Origin of the sequence: Corynebacterium sp. CNJ-954, from assembly GCF_001942345.1 — a bacterium.
GTDB lineage: Bacteria > Actinomycetota > Actinomycetes > Mycobacteriales > Mycobacteriaceae > Corynebacterium.
On sequence record NZ_MKKI01000042.1, the window covers coordinates 189,204 to 206,195 of the forward strand.

Consider the following 16,992-nt stretch of genomic DNA (forward strand, 5'->3'; position numbering starts at 1 on the left):
ATCCACCCCGGCGTCGTCCGACTGGTCACCGCGATCAGCTCGCCGAGTGGGTCTGGTCGGCGAAGTCGGTGTACGACCCCGCGTCCGGCAACAGCATCGTGTCACATTCCGGGCAGGACGCCGGGCTGTCCTCCGGCGCCCGCAGAATCTCCGCCAGCGATGCCCGGTCCAGGCTCATGAAGCAGGCCCGGCAGACCGAACCGGTCAACGTCGCTGCCCCGACGCCGTTCTCCTTCTCACTGCGCTCGTAGCGGCGCAGGAGATCCTGCGGCAGCTCGGCACGTAGCGCCGAGGAATGCTCTTTCAGTGATTCACACTGACCGGAAAGCTCGCGCTCCCGGACGTCCTGACTGCGACGTGCCTCCTCGAGCGCCGCGACGGCGACTTCCAGGGCTCGGGCACGGTCGGCGTCCGTACCGGTGCGGCAGGCCTGCTCCTCGGCGGCGATCGCCTCCTCCACCTCCTGCAGACGCCGCTCCGCCACGGCCAGGTCATGGGTGAGGTCGCGGCGACGTTCACCGTCGACCGCCGCACCCAGGGACTTGATGTCGTCGCGGCGACGGGCACGCAGTTTCGCCGCGTCCTGACGCATCCGCTGCAGCCGCAGCTCATCATCACCGGCCGCCTGGTCTGCGGTGACCTTGGCGCGTCGTTGTTCGGCCACCTCCTGCTCGAGTCGTCGGACGTCGTCGGAGTCGTGCACCTCGGCGAGTTCTCCGCTCAACGCCCGCCACCTGTTGTCGACGTTCATCAGGTCGTTCACCACGATGTGTGCGGCGCGCCTGCGGGAGGCGTGGGGGCCGGTCGGAAAATCAGGCAAGGGGTCAGGCACGGGAATCTCCTCCAGACTGCGGTGACGGTGCGTGGACGGTCCACGGGTCGGTACGCAGGTCGATCACGTCCGCGGACAGCGTGGGTTCCGCCGCGGCGATGATGTCGGCGGCCTGCGAGCACCAGGGGAACTCACTGGCCCAGTGCGCTGTGTCGATGACCGCGCACCCACCGGCACGCAGATGCTCGTCCACCGGGTGGTGCCGCAGGTCAGAGGTCACGAAACAGTCGACATCCAGCTGGGCCACCGTACCCAGGAAACTGTCGCCGGCACCGGAGGCCACCGCTACCCTCCGGATGACGCGGTCGGGGTCGCCGGCGGCGCGGACGCCCCACCGGGTCGCCGGCAGACGGTCGGCGACACGGGCGGTGAACTCACGCAGCGTCATCGGGGTGTCCAGGTCCCCGACCCTCCCGATGCCGAAGGCGACCTCCGGGTCCGGGTCAACACCGACGGTCTCGGTGATGTCGTAGGCGGGTTCCTCGTACGGATGTGCGTTCAAGAGAGCGGACAGCACGGCTGCACGCCTGGACCGTGGTGCCACGAACTCCACCCGCTGCTCCTCCACGCGTTCGAGCCCACCGGGGTGTCCGATGTGCGGTGACGCCACGCCACCGGGCCGGAACTGCCCGGAGACCGGCGACTCGAAACAGCATTCGGTGTAACGGTCACCCGTCGTGCCTCCTCCCGCGGTGAAGATCGCTGACTTCACGGTTTCGGTGTCCGCGACGGGGACGGTGACGCCCCACTTGTCGAGCACCGGTGGGCTGGTTTCCCCGCGCACTGCACGTACTGCCGCGGTCGCCGCCGACGACGACGGACCCAGCGGGGCTCCCGGGGTGACCCCCAGTAGTTCCGCCAGCCGGTCGTTGACTCCGGGGCGTGCGGCGTCGGCACTGGTGTGCGCCGAATACAGTGCGATCCCCGCACGGATCAGCCGATGGACGATCCGCCCCTTCGGGTGGTCGGCGGGCACGCCGGTGACCCCTCGCATCAGGAGAGGGTGGTGCACCAGGAGGAAGTCCGCCCCACGGGCGACCGCCTCCTCCACGACCGCGTCGGTGCAGTCCAGCGCGACCGCCACCCGGCGGACCGGTGCCCCGGGGTCGCCGCAGACCAGCCCGCAGGCGTCCCACGATTCCGCGAGCTGCGGCGGGTAGGCGTCCTCAATGACGGACACGACCCTGGCGACCGTCGTGTCCGCTTCACTTGCCTGTTCACGTGCTCGTTGACTCACACCGACAACGATACGTGCCGGGCCGCCTCTGTCACCTCCCCTGTCCCGTCCGGGACACGATCAACGGTAATCGACCCCGGTCGTAGCCTGCGGCGCGGGATTCTGGCACCCTGGAATCCGTGACGGACGCACATGAGCAAGCAGGTAACGGCAGCAGGACTCTACTTGTCGACGTCGACGGGACCCTCGTCGACTCCTTTCCCGGCATTCGGTCGAGTTTCCTGCGCGCCCTCGAGGACAACGATGTTCCGGCACCCGGGGAGGACCTGCTCCGCCTGATCGCCGGTCCGCCGATGGTCGACACACTGCGCAACCTGGGTCTCGAGGGGGAACAGCTCGAAGCGACCGTGGCCAGCTACCGCAGCCACTACGACGGCGGAGGATGGCTCGAAGCCGCACCCTTCGACGGTGTCGAGGAACTGCTGCGCTCCTGGAGGGACCAGGGCTACACGCTGTCGACGGCCACGTCGAAGTCCCTGAGTTCAGCGACACGGCTGCTCAAGCACTTCGACCTCTACGACTACTTCGACGTCATCGCCACCGCCTCCGACGACGGTGAGCGACGTGCCAAGGACGCCGTCGTCGCCTACGGACTGGAACAGCTCGGTGCCCCCGGTGGCCCGGTGACCCCTGCCGCCGAGGGTGGCCCGTCGCACCGGGACAACCTGCTGATGATCGGCGACCGTATCCACGACGTCGACGGGGCACGGGCCTACGGCATCCGCACCGTCCTCGTGGACTGGGGTTACGGCGTCAGAGACGAGCACAAGAAGGCCGACTACTCCGTCGCCGACGCCGCAGAACTCGGCCGGCTGGTGGAGGAATGGTCGGATGAGCGCCCGCACATCTGCGTGGTGTGCACCGGCAACATCTGCCGGTCCCCGATGGGCGAGATCATGCTGCGACAGGCTCTCAGGGAGGCAGGACTCGCCGAAGACATCCGCCTGAACTCCTGCGGGACCGACGGTTGGCATGTCGGTGAGGCTGCCGACCCGCGTGCGGTGGCACGCCTGCGGCAGGACGGGTTCAACGGTTCCGGGCACCGGGCCGCCCAGTTCGGCCCCGAGCACCGGGACGCCGACCTCTTTCTGGTGATGACCGCCGCCCACCGTAAGGCCCTGATCAAACAGGGGGTCCCGGAGGACCGGATCGCGCTGTTCCGCAGTTTCGGCCCGGCCGGGGAGAAGGAGGTCGAAGACCCGTACTACGGGGGCAGGGACGGTTTCGCCGAAGTCTCGCGCCAGCTCGCCGAAGCGATCCCCGGGGTCGTGGAGTGGGCACGCGACCGGGTCTCCGCCAGAGACTGACCGGAACCCACCGCTCAGCCCGCTCAGCGCAGTTCGAACTCCGTGGAGTCGAGCGTGCCGTGCCGCGAGCACGTCGCCGTCCATCCGTGGGGGGTGACCTGCGCGACGGTCCGTCGTCCGCACACCGCGCAGTACCGGGGTACGTCCAGTCCTGCTTTCTGGGCCGGGGAGTAGTTGATGACCTCCCCGCGACCGATGTCGGCACCCGTGTACGGGTCGAAGGGGCCGGTACCGCGGTCAGACACTGCGGCTCAGGACCTTGATCGGGAGGTTCAGTCGACCGACCATGTCCATGTCCTGCTCGGCCGGGCGTCCGAGCGTGGTCAGGTAGTTGCCCACGATGACACCGTTGATTCCACCGGTGAGTCCCTGCTCCACGCCCAGGTCACCGAGAGTGAGCTCGCGACCTCCGGCGAACCGCAGTGTCGTCCCGGGCATCGCCAGGCGGAACATGCCGACCGCGCGGAGTGCGTCTTTCCCGTCCATGACGGGCATGTCAGAGAAGGGGGTGCCGGGGCGGGGGTCCAGGAAGTTCAGGGGAACTTCGTGTGGGTCGAGTTCAGCCAGCTGGACGGCGAACTCGGCACGCTGCTCCAGGGACTCCCCCATCCCGATGATTCCGCCGCAGCAGACCTCGATCCCCGCCTCCTTGATCAGCAGCATCGTCTCACGCCGCTCCTCCCAGGAGTGGGTCGTGACGACGTTCGGGAAGTAGCTGCGCGCCGTCTCGAGATTGTGGTTGTAGCGGTGCACGCCGACAGCCTTGAGGCGGTCAACCTGGTCCTGGGTGAGGATACCCACGGAGACCGCGACATCGATGCCCTCGACGTTGGCGTAGATCTCCTCGACCGCCTGCTCGAGTTGGTCCATGAGCCTCTCGTCGGGGCCTTTGACGGCGGCGACGATGCAGAACTCCGTGGCGCCGGTCTTCGCCGTCTGGCGCGCCTGCTCAATGAGTTGTGCGATGTCGAGCTTCGTGGAGCGGACCGGGGACTCGAAGAGGCCCGACTGCGAGCAGAAATGGCAGTCCTCCGGACAGCCACCCGTCTTCAGGCTGACGATGCCTTCCATCTCGATCTCCTCCCCGCACCACCGCACACGGACTTCATGTGCCAGTGCCAGCAGGTCCGGGATGCTCTCGTCGGGGAGGTTGAGGATACGGATGAGATCGTCGTAGTCGAGTCCCCGGCCTTCGTCGAGAACCTGGGCGCGTGCAGCAGTGAGGATGTTGTCCATGGACACACCCTAACTTGAACACCGTACAAGTTCCACCGGAAAAGTATATCCGGTAACGAATCGCAGGTAGAGCCGCTCAGAACCGTTCCTCGTCCCGCGCGTTCCTCTTCTCATGGAACCGGGTCCGCGATCCTCCGTAACGCGCCTCAAGTTTGCCGGCACGCGACTGTGCCGGCGGAGCATCGTCGTCCTTCGCCGAGGTGGTCCTCTCAGCATCTGTCCCGACGTCCGTCACCGCGCCTGCGGTCCCGGGGCCTGCGGCCGCCACCTCATCCCGCCGACGTCGACGTTCACGCACCTCCGCCCACACGAAGTACACCAGACCCAGGGGAACCATCACCCCGAAAGCGATCCACTGGAGCCCGTAGGACAGGTACGGTCCCGAGTCGAGGTTCGGCAGATCCAGTGCCGACAACTCGCCGCTGGGGTCCGCCACCGGCACCGACGCCTCGTCGAGCTGGACGTAATCCGCCGCGAGGTCGAGCCCCACCGCATCCCCCACCATGGACGTGTTCATGCTGTAGACCTGCAGCCGATCATCGGAGGTCATCGGTGGGTTGGCAGGCGGAGCCTCGGACATTCTCACGAAACCGGTGACTGTCACCGGTGTCGACACCGCCTGCGGGACGTTCGGGGCAGCGGTGCCCTCAACCGGACGCGCCCACCCGCGGTTGACGAGGACCGTCGGCCCACCATCCAGCCGGAACGGTGTCAGCGCGTGGTAGGCCGGTCGTCCGTCGACGGGACGGTTCCGCAACAGCACCTCGTCATCGACGAGGAACCGCCCCTGCATCTCGACGCTGGTCCATTCCTTCTCCACGCCGGCGCTGGAACCGTCTCCCGGCAGAACGTCCGAGGCGGGAACCGGGTCCGCCTCCAGCCCGGCGCGGAGCCGGTCATTGAATTCATTGGTGTCATGGTTCTTACCCAGCTGCCACGGCGCGAGCACCGTGAAAGCCACATAGGCGAACGCCACCACCACGACTGCAGTGATCACCCACCCCGGGGTCAGGAACGACCGCCATCCGGTCCGCCGTCGCTGTGCTGCCCCGGCAGACGGAGAACGACCGGACGGGGAGGCAGACTCACGCTCAGGAACTGGCTCAGACACCTTTCCGAGTCTAGTACCGTAGGCATCCCCCGGGACAGTCGACAGAATCTCCTGCCGGCCCCTACCGTCAGTCGCGCCCTCCGGACCCCCGACGCCGAATGCCGAACCAGGCCCCGAGCACCACCACGAGTGCCACCACCGCCGTCGGTATCGCCGTGGACGGGGTCGTCAGGAAGGCGACGACGGGATTCTCATCGTCCTGCCCTCCGTCCTGCCCTCCGTCGGAATCTCGGTTGCCATCGCGGATGGTGACCTCACCGTCGGCCTCATCATCGTCCGACGTCCCGTCGCCTTCGTCCTCCGGCATTGCCCCGAGATCGGGTCCGCCGCCCTCACACCCGTCGGCGAGCGCCGCCCGGAACGTCAACGGATCCATTTCCGCACCTGCCTCGTAGAACTCCCCCATCGCCTCCGACCCCGCCGGTGTCAACGTCGCGGAGGCACCACCGTCGACTATGCCGTCAGTGACGCTGTTCCGGGAGTTGTCTCCTGAGAATGACAGGGCCGCGACATCGATACGCCCGTAGCTGTGGGGAGCGCCGTCGGTGTCATTCGACGTGACGTCGGCGACGAGGGTCCCCTCGTCGCCGGAGACACGGACCTCCGGATTCGCGACGGTCATGTCGAGAACGCCGTCATGACCGGTGAAGTTCACCGAACCGGCGAACGACAGTGCCGCATCGGCTACTTCCCCGTCCACCACAGAGACGACGCCGTCCTTCCCGTCGAAGACAAACTCGCCGTCGCTGAACACCGCGCCATTATCCGAGGTCCAACCACCGTTGGCGATGCTCGAGGTGATGTAGCTCCTGAATGATTCGCGCACACCCCACCCCATCCGGGCGTCGACGACCTTGTTCGCGGTAGGATCCTGCGGGTCACAGGATGTGTCAGTCTCGGTCGCGGGGGACGGCTGCGCAGCAACGGTTGCCGGAGCCAGAACCGCCGCGGCACCGGCGAGGGACACCAGGGTGGCTGCCACACCGGCGGAGAAACCCCTCGCGACCTGACTGTTCGGGGAACGGAGACCGGAACGGGGCGAGACGGGATTCACTGGTGACACATTCCTCGGCATGTCGGAGATCATCTACATTCAGTTAGGCAAGGCTACATCGCGGTGCCTGGAGCGGCCAACCGGGGAATCCCCAGCCGGCAGCAACCGGGGTTGCCTCGCCGGAGCAGTCTCTAGCGTTCAGACCGCCGTCAGGATCTCCCCACCGCCAGGACGGATGACCACCGTGTGCTCGGAGTGTGCGGCACGTGACCCGTCTACGGTGACAACGGTCCACCCGTCGTCCCCGACATCCACCCGGCTCGTGCCGGCGAACCACGGTTCGATGGCGAACGTCATACCCTCCTGCAGCTTCAAGCCGCGGTGCGCCTTACCCACGTTCGGGATAACCAGGTCACCGTGCATATGCCGTCCGATATCATGGCCGCCGTACTCAGCGTTCGGCCGGATGCCGTAGTCCTTCGCGACCGCGCCGATGGCGTGGGAGATGTCACCGAGCCGGTTTCCGACCTTCGCAGCGGCGATACCGGCGTCCAAGGCAACCCGGGTCGCCTCAATCAGCCGTTCATCCTCCTCACGGGGCGTGCCGGCAATGACAGAGACAGCACTGTCGCCACACCAACCATCGAGACTGAGCGCAAGGTCGATGCTCAACAGGTCACCGTCGGTCAGCACAGTAGGGTGTGGGAGTCCGTGGAGGGCGCCGTCATTGAGCGACAGGCAGACGGTGTTGCGGAACGGACCGTCACCGAAGTCGGGGTCGTAGTCCCAGTAACAGGACTCCGCACCGGCATCGCTGATCAGCTCGCGGCAACGGTACTCCAGGTCCATGAGGTTGACGCCAGGCGCCACCATGCCGCTGAGGTCACTGAGAATCGTGGCGACCAAGCGCCCGGCTTCACGCATTTTCGCGATCTCTGTCGCAGTCTTGATTTCCACCATGAACGGTACAATAATACCGGTAGACGAAAAGGAGCAACTGTGGTCAGAAATCCACTCACAGAGTCAGAGATCGAAGCAGGACGGCGCATCGGCCAGATCCTGCGGGACGCCCGGAACCATGCCGACCGGACGCTCACTGCGGTCGCAGAGGAAGCTGGCATCTCTGCTGAGACGCTTCGCAAGATCGAGACCGGGAGACTGCCCTCCCCCGCTTTCGGTACCGTGGTGCGTCTCTGTAGAGCTCTTGAACTGGACATCCGCTCCATGGCTGACGTCTGGGAGCACTGCACGGCAGGCGTTGTGCCGGTGGCGTAATCCGCCGCTCGCAGGGATCAGATCGGCCCAGCGCGTAGTCAAAATGTAGTCACGGAGGCCGTTTCCGGCGGGGACCAGGTGCCCGACGTCATCTCCGTTGCCTGGTCAGTAGTGGTGCGCACTGACGGGTTCGAACCGCCGACCTGCTGGGTGTAAACCAGCTGCTCTTCCAGCTGAGCTAAATGCGCGTCATCCCCACACGGTCGGAACACGACCGCTCAACGGGAACCTCTAGAACTCTAGCGCTTTGTGCCGCCGGGTACCAGACAGGCCCCCTGCCAGCTGCCGAGCCGCGTCGATGTCGTCTGGACCAGACCCGCGACCTGAGCGGATTCGGCGATCTCACCGGGCTCCACCGTCCCAGCGGTGCCCGCTGCCGGGGTCAGCAACCAGATCCGACCGGATTCCCCGAGATTCCTCGTCGCATCGACGAGCCCGTCGACGAGGTCACCGTCGTCGTGGCGCCACCACAGCAGGACAACGTCGACCATCTCGTCGGTCTCTTCGTCCAGAAGAGCTTCGCCGATGACCTCCTCGAGGCCTTCACTGATCGAGCTGTCAGCATCTTCGTCCCAACCGAGCTCCTGCACGATCTGGCCGTTGGTCACATCCAACATCTCTGCCCAGTCCTGTCCTTCGTGCACTGCTGCGCCGGAGGCGTCTCCCACTTGCGGTTCCCTGACCTTTCGTCTGATATTTCTGGTGCCATTACTTGTTGCACCCTCTGTGAGGGTACTTCGCGTAGATCTTCCGAGTGGCATATTTCACCATTCGCACGGAGCCCCTATGCTGCACGAGCCGCGTTGAACGCGACACCCCGCAGTTCAAGGCACCGATCTCCCCTGCATAGTAGGGGAAGTATCTGGTCATGGCTAGACGACGAGCCAACTTCGCCGCCCTCGCGCTGGAATTACCCGCCAGGGTCTTCCGTAGTATCGGACAGTGACAGACCGTCGACAGGCGCCGCAGTCGTAATCCTGAACTGCGGGGCACGTCCTTTCCCGTACCCAGGAGGAGCGTCATGACAACTGCATCCAGCAGGTCACCCAAGTCCGACTCGTCGGACAGCAATTTCAGCAGTATCCGCGACGGCGTCGCGTCATATCTCCGGGATTCCGACCCCGAGGAAACCAGGGAGTGGATGGACTCGCTCGACGGCCTCCTCGGGGACGCCGGCCCCGAACGCGCCAGGTACCTGATGCTGCGCCTGCTGGAACGCGCCTCCGCCAAACGCGTCCCGATGCCGCCGTTGCTCTCGACGGACTACGTGAACACCATCCCCACGACGATGGAACCGGAGTTCCCCGGCGACGAGGACATGGAGAAGCGCTACCGTCGCTGGATCCGCTGGAACGCCGCGGTAATGGTCCACCGCGCCCAGCGCCCCGGAATCGGCGTCGGCGGCCACATCTCGTCCTACGCCTCCGCCGCCGCGCTCTACGAAGTCGGTTTCAACCACTTCTTCCGCGGTAAGGACCACCCCGGTGGCGGCGACCACGTCTACTTCCAGGGGCACGCCTCCCCGGGTGTGTACGCCCGCGCCTTCCTCGAGGGACGCCTGTCCGAGGAAGAGATGGACGCCTTCCGCCAGGAGAAGAGCAAGCCCGGAAAGGGAATGCCCAGCTACCCGCACCCGCACGGCATGCCTGAATTCTGGGAGTTCCCCACGGTCTCCATGGGTCTCGGCCCCATGAACGCGATCTACCAGGCACGGTTCGACCGCTACCTGCACGACCGCGGCATCAAGGACACCTCCGACCAGCACACCTGGGCCTTCCTCGGTGACGGTGAGATGGATGAGCCGGAGTCCCGCGGACTCATCCAGCAGGCTGCTCTGTACAACCTGGACAACCTGACCTTCGTGGTCAACTGCAACCTCCAGCGTCTCGACGGCCCTGTCCGCGGCAACACCAAGATCATCCAGGAACTCGAGAGTTTCTTCCGGGGTGCCGGCTGGAACGTCATCAAGGTCGTCTGGGCGCGTGAGTGGGACGACCTTCTCGCCAAGGACAAGGACGGCGACCTCGTCAACGTCATGAACACCACGCCGGACGGCGACTACCAGACCTTCAAGGCCAAGGACGGCGCCTACGTCCGCAAGTACTTCTTCGAGAAGAACCCGGAGACGGCGAAGCTTGTCGAGGACATGACCGACGAGGAGATCTTCGCTCTCCGCCGCGGCGGGCACGACTACCGCAAGATCTACGCCGCCTACCAGCGCGCCCTGGAGACCAAGGATCAGCCGACGGTGATCCTCGCCCACACCATCAAGGGGTACGGGCTCGGCCACAACTTCGAGGGCCGTAACGCCACCCACCAGATGAAGAAGCTGGCGCTGGAGGACCTCAAGCAGTTCCGCACCAAGCAGGAGATCCCGATCTCCGACGAGGAACTCGAAAAGGACCCCTACCTGCCCCCGTACTTCAACCCGGGTCCCGACTCACCCGAGGTGCGCTACATGCTCGAACGCCGCAAGGAGCTCGGTGGCGCCGTCCCGGAGCGCCGGAACTCCTACACGCCGCTGCAGGTTCCGGAGGTCAAGGACGTCGCCAAGAGCGTGCTGAAGGGGTCCGGCAACCAGGAGGTCGCCACGACCATGGCGCTGGTGCGCGCACTCAAGGACCTGATGCGCGACCCGGAGATCAAGAAGCGTCTCGTCCCGATCATTCCCGACGAGGCCCGTACGTTCGGTATGGACGCCTGGTTCCCGACGCTCAAGATCTACAACAACCACGGCCAGAACTACACGCCGGTGGACGCCGACCTCATGCTCTCGTACAAGGAGGCCACCACCGGCCAGATCCTGCACGAGGGCATCAACGAGGCAGGCTCCGTCGCGTCCTTCACCGCCGCGGCGACGCCTACGCGACCCACGGCGAGCCGATGATCCCGCTGTACATCTTCTACGCGATGTTCGGTTTCCAGCGCACCGGCGACGGCATCTGGGCCGCCGCAGACCAGATGGCCCGCGGTTTCCTCATCGGTGCCACCGCCGGACGTACCACGCTGACCGGTGAGGGCCTCCAGCACATGGACGGTCACTCGCTGCTGCTCGCGGCCACGAACCCGGCCGTCGTCGCATGGGATCCGGCCTTCGGCTACGAGATCGCCTACATCCTTCGGGACGGTATCCAGCGCATGTACGGTGACGGTTCCGGTGAGGACAACCAGGGCGAGAACGTCATCTACTACCTCACCGCCTACAATGAGCCGGTCCATCAGCCGGCCGCACCGGACGACCTGGACGTCGAGGGTCTGCTCAAGGGCATCTACCTCTACTCCCCCGCCGACCGGCTGATCGGCACCGGGGCGAACTCCGCCGGCGACGCCGGTGCTGCCCCGGAGACCGACCTGCAGGCCAATATCCTGGCGTCCGGCGTCGGAGTCACCGAGGCCATCCGCGCCAAGGAGATGCTGCGTGAGAATTACGACGTCAACGTCTCCCTGTACTCGGTCACGTCCTGGACCGAACTCGCCCGCGAAGGCGCCGCGCTGTCCCGGGACGCCCTGCGCCACCCGAGCGCCGAGACCCGGACCCCGTATGTCACCGAGGTGCTGAACAAGGCCTCGGGCCCGTTCGTCGGTGTGTCGGACTTCGCCACGGACCTGCCCGAGCAGATCCGCGCCTACGTCCCCGGTGACTACTCGACACTGGGCTGCGACGGCTTCGGCTTCGCCGACACCCGTGCCGCGGCACGTCGGTTCTTCAACTCCGACGCCGAGTCGATCGTCGTGGCTGTGCTCTCCGCCCTCGCGCGCGAAGGCAAGGTCAGCTGGGACGATGTCAACGACGCCGCCGACGAGCTGAACCTGACGGACCCGACGAAGGCGTAGCACCGGCTCCCGGACCGTCTGTTGGTAATGTGGTGCCCGACAGGTACGGGACCACAGAACCCAGAAAGGTCGATGTCCGTGGAGATCTCATCGGATGCCCGAGACAAGCTCGCCGAGAAACTCGGCGGTGACCCCGCCGTGGCAGAGGGCGGGGCAGCCAAGGGGACGCGTCCGTCCCGCAACGCCCGCAGCACCTCCGTCGACCCGGTGACACGGATCTCGATGATCATCGAGGACGCCACCGGCGTCGACGTCGAAGAGATCAGCGCCGACAGCGACCTGACCGACGACCTCCACATCGACTCGGTCTCGCGCATCGACATCGCCATCCGCATCGAAGATGCTTTCGGCGTACGGGTCGAGGAAGAGGACCTGGACGCGGCACGTACCGTCCGGGACATCGTGCGGTTCGTCGAATCCCGTACCCCCGGTACCACGCAGACGGAAAACTCCTAGCTGCATGTCCGTGCAGGGGGCGCTCAGTGACGTCGGTACCTGGCCGGTGGACACGGTGGCCGCGGGGGTCCTCAGCGGCGCGGGGACATCAGTGTACGGGGACACCGGAAGACTGTTCCCCCTGGCCAGCGTCAGCAAGCTGATCACGGCCTACAGCGTCCTCATCGCCGTCGAGGAAGGCGCATTCGACCTCGACGACACCGTCGCCGACATCGGTTCGGAGTACGACTCCTCCGTCGAGGGGCCTGCGGACGCCACGGTGCGTGAGCTGCTCAGTCACGCCTCCGGTGTCGGTATGCAGTCACGGCAGCGGGAGAAGCCCGCCCGGTCTCGTCGCATCTACTCCTCCGCCGGGTACGAGATTCTCGCCGATCTCGTGTCTGCGACCGGTATCCCGTTCACCGAGTACACGCGTGCGGCCGTATGCGAACCGCTGGGAATATCTGCGGACGCGGTGGATCTCTCGGGTTCGGCCGGGCATGGTTTCAGCTCCTCCGTCGACACCCTTCTTGTCCTCGCCACGGAGTTCCTCTCCCCCACGCTGGTCTCCACACAGACGTGGGACGATGCACTGTCCGTCCAGTACAGGGACCTCGACGGCATCGTCCCGGGCTACGGACGCCAGGTCCCCTGCCCCTGGGGGCTGGGTGCCGAGGCTCACGGCACCAAGTCTCCCCACTGGATGGGGCGGACGATGCCGCAGGACGTCACCGGCCACTTCGGTCAGTCGGGGACGTTCCTGTGGTTCCACCGCCCCACCGGCCGGGCAGCCGTCGTCCTGACTGACCGTGATTTCGGCCCGTGGGCGAAAGACCGCTGGGACGGGTTCAACGACCGACTCTGGGCTGAGCTTCAGCCGAGCAGCTGATCCAGCCTCGCGTAGCTCATCTCCATCCCGTCCACCATGCCGGTTCCGAGAATCATGTCTCGGGCGGCCACCCCCGGATACGTGACGACCAACGTCAACAACGTTCCGTCCGCCACCGGGGAGAATGTCAGATCGTTGCGAGTCTCCGGTCCGTCCGCCACCGGTGTGCCCTCACCGTCGGTCATCATCTCCGTGGTGACGATGCGGTAGGGTTCCTCGGACTCCAGAACTGTACCGGTGAAGCCGAACGCTTCAGCGTCCCGGCCCTCCGCGGCCACATCCTGGGCCCAACCGAACCGGTAATTCTCCCCGACCGTGGTGGTCACGTCGCACACCGGCATCGACCAGCCGTCCGGGCCGAGCTGCCAGCGCCGGAGCACATCAGCATCATGGTGTGCCCTCCATGCCCCCTCGACCTCCCCGGGAAGCACACGGTTGATCCTGACAAGCGTGTCCCCGAGGATCGTCAGCCGCGTCTTCGCACCGGGAGCGGCTGTGTCAGGGTCCGCCAGCACGGCGTCGAGTTGGCTCAGAGCCGCCTCCATCCCCTCTGCCATGCCCATCTCGAGCATGTCCTGCATCTCCGAGTCACTGGCAAAGGATGTCAGCATGGTCATTGTCGACCCTTGGTCGGTGTCATCGAACCGGAATGACATTGTCACCTCCGGGGTCTGCGGATTCGGTGTGCCGGACTCGTCGGCGAACCCGTCCCGCACCGTGAACGAGTGCGGCGCGTTGACCTCGGTGAAGGTCCAGTAGCCTGCGGACCTGTCACCCTCTGGGCCTGTCATGAAATAGTGGGAACGGCCGCCGACGGCGACATCATGACGGGGGAAGGTTGCCGGATAGGTCGGTGGTCCCCAGAAACGTTCGAGCTGATTCGGGTCGGCGTAGGCGTTCCAGAGCCTCCTGGCGGAGACGGGATAGTCGGCGATGATCTCGATGGTCGAGTCACCGGTGTTCTTGTTGACAGTACGCACGGGCATGGCGGGCGCTCCTTCAGCGGGAGATCCAGTATATGCACAGCGCACAGGATCCGGGTAGGGCTTACCGGGTGTGCGGTGCAATGCGGCGTGTGGGCGGTGAGTATGGGCGATGCGTGTGGGCGTACCCGAATCACGGTTTCGCTGCCACGGTTCAGCGGATTTCGGTACGCTTCCACTGCCATTGACCCGATCGTGAAACCGTCGCTGCACGGCTCCCCCTACTCAGGTCCAGAAGTCGAGCTCGCCGAGATTGAGGTGCTCGACGACTGACATCGTTCAGCGACTGGCCGCGTATCCCGCTCACTCGGATGGCCGGAGCATCATGGGGAACTGCAACTGAAGCACCGGCACTTGGAAGCGATCCGAGTCGCGGAGGATCCACCGAGATTTCTTGGGCACTTCTTGGTCACCTGCCGTGTTATCCAGGTCGTGCGGGGGTGGGACACGCGAAAACCCCCGACCATTAGATCTGGTCAGGGGTTGTTATGCTCCTCCAGCTGGACTCGAACCAGCAACCCTTCGATTAACAGTCGAATGCTCTGCCATTGAGCTATGGAGGAATACTGCAACCGGGAGATGCTCTCCCCGGCAACGGAATGGAACTTTACAGAGCGCGGCGCACAGGATCAAATCATGGCCTTTACCTGCACTGACGGCGACAGTCAGCGAGCATCGGAAGTTGCGGACACAGGACCCCGCTGAAACGTTTGCAGAGCAAGGGGTACCCGACGGGAGCACTACCAGCCGTGTGCTTAAATGTCCTCACGGGGCTATAGCTCAGTTGGTTAGAGCCGCGGACTCATAATCCGCTGGTCGCGGGTTCAAGCCCCGCTGGCCCCACAAGATACCCCCGGTTTCCACCCACGGGACCGGGGGTTTTCTCGTATCTAACTGCAATAACGCTCTAGGGGTACAGTGGACACAAAGGGACGGCAAGGCCCATATCCCCCCACCCATTTCCCACGTATCTCCCACGGAGGCTGACATGCCGAGGAAGAAGGCGCGCACCCGCCGGTCATTCGGACAGCTCGACCGGCTCCCCTCCGGACGGTGGCGCGCCCGCTACACCGCCCCCACACAGGAGCGCGCTAGAGCACCCCACACGTTCGCCGAGAAGATCGACGCCGAAGGCTGGCTTGCCGAGGAACGTCGCCTCATAGACCTGGGCACATGGACGCCACCGAAAGAACGGGAGAAGAAGAGGGCAGCGGACACCCTGACCGTCCGTGAACTGTGTGATCGGTGGTTGTCCTCCGGATACCTCAAAGAATCCACCGTCGCATCACACAAGTCGAAGTTGAACCACCGCGTCCTGTGCACCGCGCTGGCAGACGAACCTGTGGTCGGGGTGGACCGCGCCCGCGTCGCCCTGTGGTGGGCCGAGGTGCAAGAAAAGTGGCCCGACACCGGGAACACCAACGCTGCAGCCTACAAGCGACTGCACACCGCGTTTCAGTTCGCGATGGACACCCTCGACATCATCCCCGCGAACCCCGTGCAGGTTAAAGGGGCGGGGAAGGCACCTCGTCCGAAGACGAGAGACCGGCCCCTGATCACCCTCGCCGAAGCCGGGGCACTGACAGACGGGATGCCTGACCGTCTCCGCGCCCCGATGATGCTGCTGCTGTGGGCCGGACTCCGACTAGGGGAACTACTGGAACTCCGACGTAAAGACCTCCGGGGTCTAACCGGGAGTGAATCAGTCACCCTGCAGGTACGGCGTACCGCTCAACGCATGGAAGACCCCGACTCTCACCGACAGGTCATGGTGCCGTTCGACACCCCGAAGACGGACGCCGGGAACCGGGACATCGTGCTCCCGAAGACCGTCTCGACGGCACTAGGCGCTCACTGCCGGGACAACGTCGCCGACGACGCCGAGGCATTGATCGTGACGACGCGGACCGGGGAACAGATGCTCGACACGACGTTCCGTAACCGACTGGCACCGGTGAAGAAGGCGGCTGGCAGGCCCGACATCACCCCGCACGACTGCAGGCGGTTCTACGGCACGCAACTCGTCACCGAAGGGCGCGTGTCCCTCGAAGAAGCCCGTCGACTCATGGGGCATGAGACGGTGGAACAACTGCTCGACTACCAACGTGCCGCTGCAGGGTACGAGAAGCGGGCGGCGGCGGCATTGGACCCCCTCGTCCCGCCGATGAAGAAGGCCGAGAAGAAAACAGTATCGAAGAAGGCGACGGAGGGCGCGGCATGACCGGCGACAATGAGCACCGAACCTACACCGATGCCGAGATGACCGAGATAGCGGCGGACCTTGTGAGGAAAGGTATGTACTCATGGTCCGGGCCGTCCTACAACCCGTTCACGCAAGAGCGACCGAGGCTGTCAGCGCTGCCCTTGTTCGTGCGCGTCACCGACCATGACAAGGTTCGGGCATTATTCCGTCTCGTCCCGGTCTACGACGACACCGAGGGTGTCCTCGTGGACGGGGAAAAAGGTCTCCGGGTACGCCTCGACCAGATCGAACCGGGCAACGATGCAGGGGCAGGTGACCGTGAAGCCCGGCGCGACCGGCCCACCGTAGCCACATACGATGCCGAGGAACGTGCCGCCCGGCACCTACCGCTGCTGCGGGTGGGGTACGACGATGCCCGGGGCATCTATCGGTTCGACATGCGGCCCCTCAACGAGAAGGGGCACCGCACCCGCTCCGGGCACCTGTTCGATGTCCAGGCTGACCGCCTCGCTCGGGTGCTGTGGATGCTCAACGAGAACACTGTGACCGTGGAGCTTCTGCGCGCCGCGCTGGCCCGTCTCTCCGACTGAGGGTAGACAAATAGCCCCACAGTGGGCCATACTGTGCATGCGGACGTTGGTCCGTGGGACACAAGA

Annotated in this window: 15 protein-coding genes, 3 tRNA genes and 1 pseudogene; 8 read left to right on the forward strand and 11 right to left on the reverse strand. The window is 65.4% G+C overall.

Annotated features, from left to right (window positions below; genetic code table 11):
- Window positions 1–34 precede the first annotated feature (34 nt).
- Both BJF89_RS18680 and BJF89_RS13595 read right to left on the reverse strand, forming a co-directional pair.
- Window positions 35–832: a zinc ribbon domain-containing protein gene (locus BJF89_RS18680; protein ID WP_075815624.1), complete on the reverse strand. Its 798-nt coding sequence runs from the start codon at window positions 830–832 to the stop codon at window positions 35–37.
- Entirely contained in the window at window positions 825–2,069 is a 1,245-nt protein-coding gene (locus BJF89_RS13595) for a Nif3-like dinuclear metal center hexameric protein (RefSeq protein ID WP_075815625.1), read from the reverse strand. Before BJF89_RS13595 ends, BJF89_RS18680 begins: the two co-directional genes overlap by 8 nt.
- Before the next feature lie 119 nt (window positions 2,070–2,188).
- Here BJF89_RS13595 and BJF89_RS13600 point away from each other — a divergent pair, with 119 nt between their 5' ends.
- Window positions 2,189–3,376: an HAD hydrolase-like protein gene (locus BJF89_RS13600; RefSeq protein WP_139312064.1), complete on the forward strand. Its 1,188-nt coding sequence runs from the start codon at window positions 2,189–2,191 to the stop codon at window positions 3,374–3,376.
- Window positions 3,377–3,399: 23 nt separating this feature from the next.
- Here the strand turns inward: BJF89_RS13600 and BJF89_RS13605 are convergent, their stop codons facing one another.
- The 5 genes from BJF89_RS13605 to map all read right to left on the reverse strand — a co-directional run bounded on the left by BJF89_RS13605 (window position 3,400) and on the right by map (window position 7,677).
- Window positions 3,400–3,621, reverse strand: coding sequence for a hypothetical protein (locus BJF89_RS13605; protein ID WP_075815627.1), 222 nt, complete (start codon window positions 3,619–3,621; stop codon window positions 3,400–3,402).
- Window positions 3,614–4,612 carry a biotin synthase BioB gene (bioB, locus tag BJF89_RS13610; protein WP_075815628.1) on the reverse strand — a complete coding sequence of 333 codons (999 nt, stop codon included), beginning with the start codon at window positions 4,610–4,612 and terminating at the stop codon, window positions 3,614–3,616. The genes BJF89_RS13605 and bioB overlap by 8 nt, the downstream gene beginning before the upstream one ends.
- Before the next feature lie 76 nt (window positions 4,613–4,688).
- The gene (locus tag BJF89_RS13615; protein WP_083650818.1) at window positions 4,689–5,723 is read right to left on the reverse strand and encodes an SURF1 family protein; all 1,035 of its coding nucleotides are present in this window, start codon (window positions 5,721–5,723) and stop codon (window positions 4,689–4,691) included.
- A 67-nt stretch (window positions 5,724–5,790) separates the two neighbouring features.
- Window positions 5,791–6,777, reverse strand: coding sequence for an HtaA domain-containing protein (locus BJF89_RS13620; RefSeq protein WP_158026071.1), 987 nt, complete (start codon window positions 6,775–6,777; stop codon window positions 5,791–5,793).
- Between the two features lie 138 nt (window positions 6,778–6,915).
- Window positions 6,916–7,677: a type I methionyl aminopeptidase gene (gene map, locus BJF89_RS13625; protein ID WP_075815630.1), complete on the reverse strand. Its 762-nt coding sequence runs from the start codon at window positions 7,675–7,677 to the stop codon at window positions 6,916–6,918.
- A 39-nt stretch (window positions 7,678–7,716) separates the two neighbouring features.
- Here map and BJF89_RS13630 point away from each other — a divergent pair, with 39 nt between their 5' ends.
- A complete protein-coding gene (locus BJF89_RS13630) occupies window positions 7,717–7,992 on the forward strand; it encodes a RodZ family helix-turn-helix domain-containing protein (RefSeq protein WP_075815631.1) in 276 nt (91 codons plus the stop codon).
- A 112-nt stretch (window positions 7,993–8,104) separates the two neighbouring features.
- On the opposite strand, the gene BJF89_RS13635 is transcribed toward BJF89_RS13630, so the two are convergent.
- Together BJF89_RS13635 and BJF89_RS13640 are read right to left on the reverse strand one after the other, a co-directional pair.
- Window positions 8,105–8,180 (reverse strand) — tRNA-Val (locus BJF89_RS13635).
- Window positions 8,181–8,231: 51 nt separating this feature from the next.
- Window positions 8,232–8,660 carry a DUF3052 domain-containing protein gene (locus BJF89_RS13640; protein ID WP_075815632.1) on the reverse strand — a complete coding sequence of 143 codons (429 nt, stop codon included), beginning with the start codon at window positions 8,658–8,660 and terminating at the stop codon, window positions 8,232–8,234.
- 353 nt (window positions 8,661–9,013) lie between these two features.
- Here BJF89_RS13640 and aceE point away from each other — a divergent pair.
- From aceE to BJF89_RS13655, 3 genes and pseudogenes are all read left to right on the forward strand, one after another.
- Window positions 9,014–11,826: pseudogene (aceE, locus tag BJF89_RS13645) on the forward strand (pyruvate dehydrogenase (acetyl-transferring), homodimeric type).
- Window positions 11,827–11,904: 78 nt separating this feature from the next.
- Window positions 11,905–12,282, forward strand: a complete 378-nt coding sequence (locus BJF89_RS13650; protein ID WP_158026072.1) for an acyl carrier protein — start codon at window positions 11,905–11,907, stop codon at window positions 12,280–12,282.
- Between the two features lie 4 nt (window positions 12,283–12,286).
- On the forward strand, window positions 12,287–13,150 hold the full coding sequence (locus tag BJF89_RS13655) for a serine hydrolase (RefSeq protein ID WP_075815634.1): 864 nt from the start codon (window positions 12,287–12,289) through the stop codon (window positions 13,148–13,150).
- Here BJF89_RS13655 and BJF89_RS13660 read toward each other — a convergent pair.
- Window positions 13,135–14,136, reverse strand: a complete 1,002-nt coding sequence (locus tag BJF89_RS13660) for an SRPBCC family protein (protein WP_075815635.1) — start codon at window positions 14,134–14,136, stop codon at window positions 13,135–13,137. The genes BJF89_RS13655 and BJF89_RS13660 overlap by 16 nt on opposite strands.
- Window positions 14,137–14,624: 488 nt before the next feature.
- Window positions 14,625–14,696: transfer RNA gene (locus BJF89_RS13665), tRNA-Asn, on the reverse strand.
- Between the two features lie 206 nt (window positions 14,697–14,902).
- Here BJF89_RS13665 and BJF89_RS13670 point away from each other — a divergent pair.
- From BJF89_RS13670 to BJF89_RS13680, 3 genes are all read left to right on the forward strand, one after another.
- Window positions 14,903–14,976, forward strand: a tRNA-Ile gene (locus BJF89_RS13670).
- A 145-nt stretch (window positions 14,977–15,121) separates the two neighbouring features.
- Complete coding sequence (gene xerC / locus BJF89_RS13675) at window positions 15,122–16,354, forward strand: tyrosine recombinase XerC (protein ID WP_075815636.1); 1,233 nt, start codon at window positions 15,122–15,124, stop codon at window positions 16,352–16,354.
- Window positions 16,351–16,926: a hypothetical protein gene (locus BJF89_RS13680; RefSeq protein WP_075815637.1), complete on the forward strand. Its 576-nt coding sequence runs from the start codon at window positions 16,351–16,353 to the stop codon at window positions 16,924–16,926. The genes xerC and BJF89_RS13680 overlap by 4 nt, the downstream gene beginning before the upstream one ends.
- The last annotated feature ends 66 nt before the right edge of the window (window positions 16,927–16,992 follow it).

What these genes read in the sequence shown, in the direction of transcription:
- bioB (WP_075815628.1), bottom strand. Translation starts at nt 4,612, where the DNA reads ATGGACAACATCCTCACTGCTGCACGCGCCCAGGTTCTCGACGAAGGC.
- map (WP_075815630.1), bottom strand. Translation starts at nt 7,677, where the DNA reads ATGGTGGAAATCAAGACTGCGACAGAGATCGCGAAAATGCGTGAAGCC.
- BJF89_RS13655 (WP_075815634.1), top strand. Translation starts at nt 12,287, where the DNA reads ATGTCCGTGCAGGGGGCGCTCAGTGACGTCGGTACCTGGCCGGTGGAC.
- BJF89_RS13660 (WP_075815635.1), bottom strand. Translation starts at nt 14,136, where the DNA reads ATGCCCGTGCGTACTGTCAACAAGAACACCGGTGACTCGACCATCGAG.
- xerC (WP_075815636.1), top strand. Translation starts at nt 15,122, where the DNA reads ATGCCGAGGAAGAAGGCGCGCACCCGCCGGTCATTCGGACAGCTCGAC.
- BJF89_RS13680 (WP_075815637.1), top strand. Translation starts at nt 16,351, where the DNA reads ATGACCGGCGACAATGAGCACCGAACCTACACCGATGCCGAGATGACC.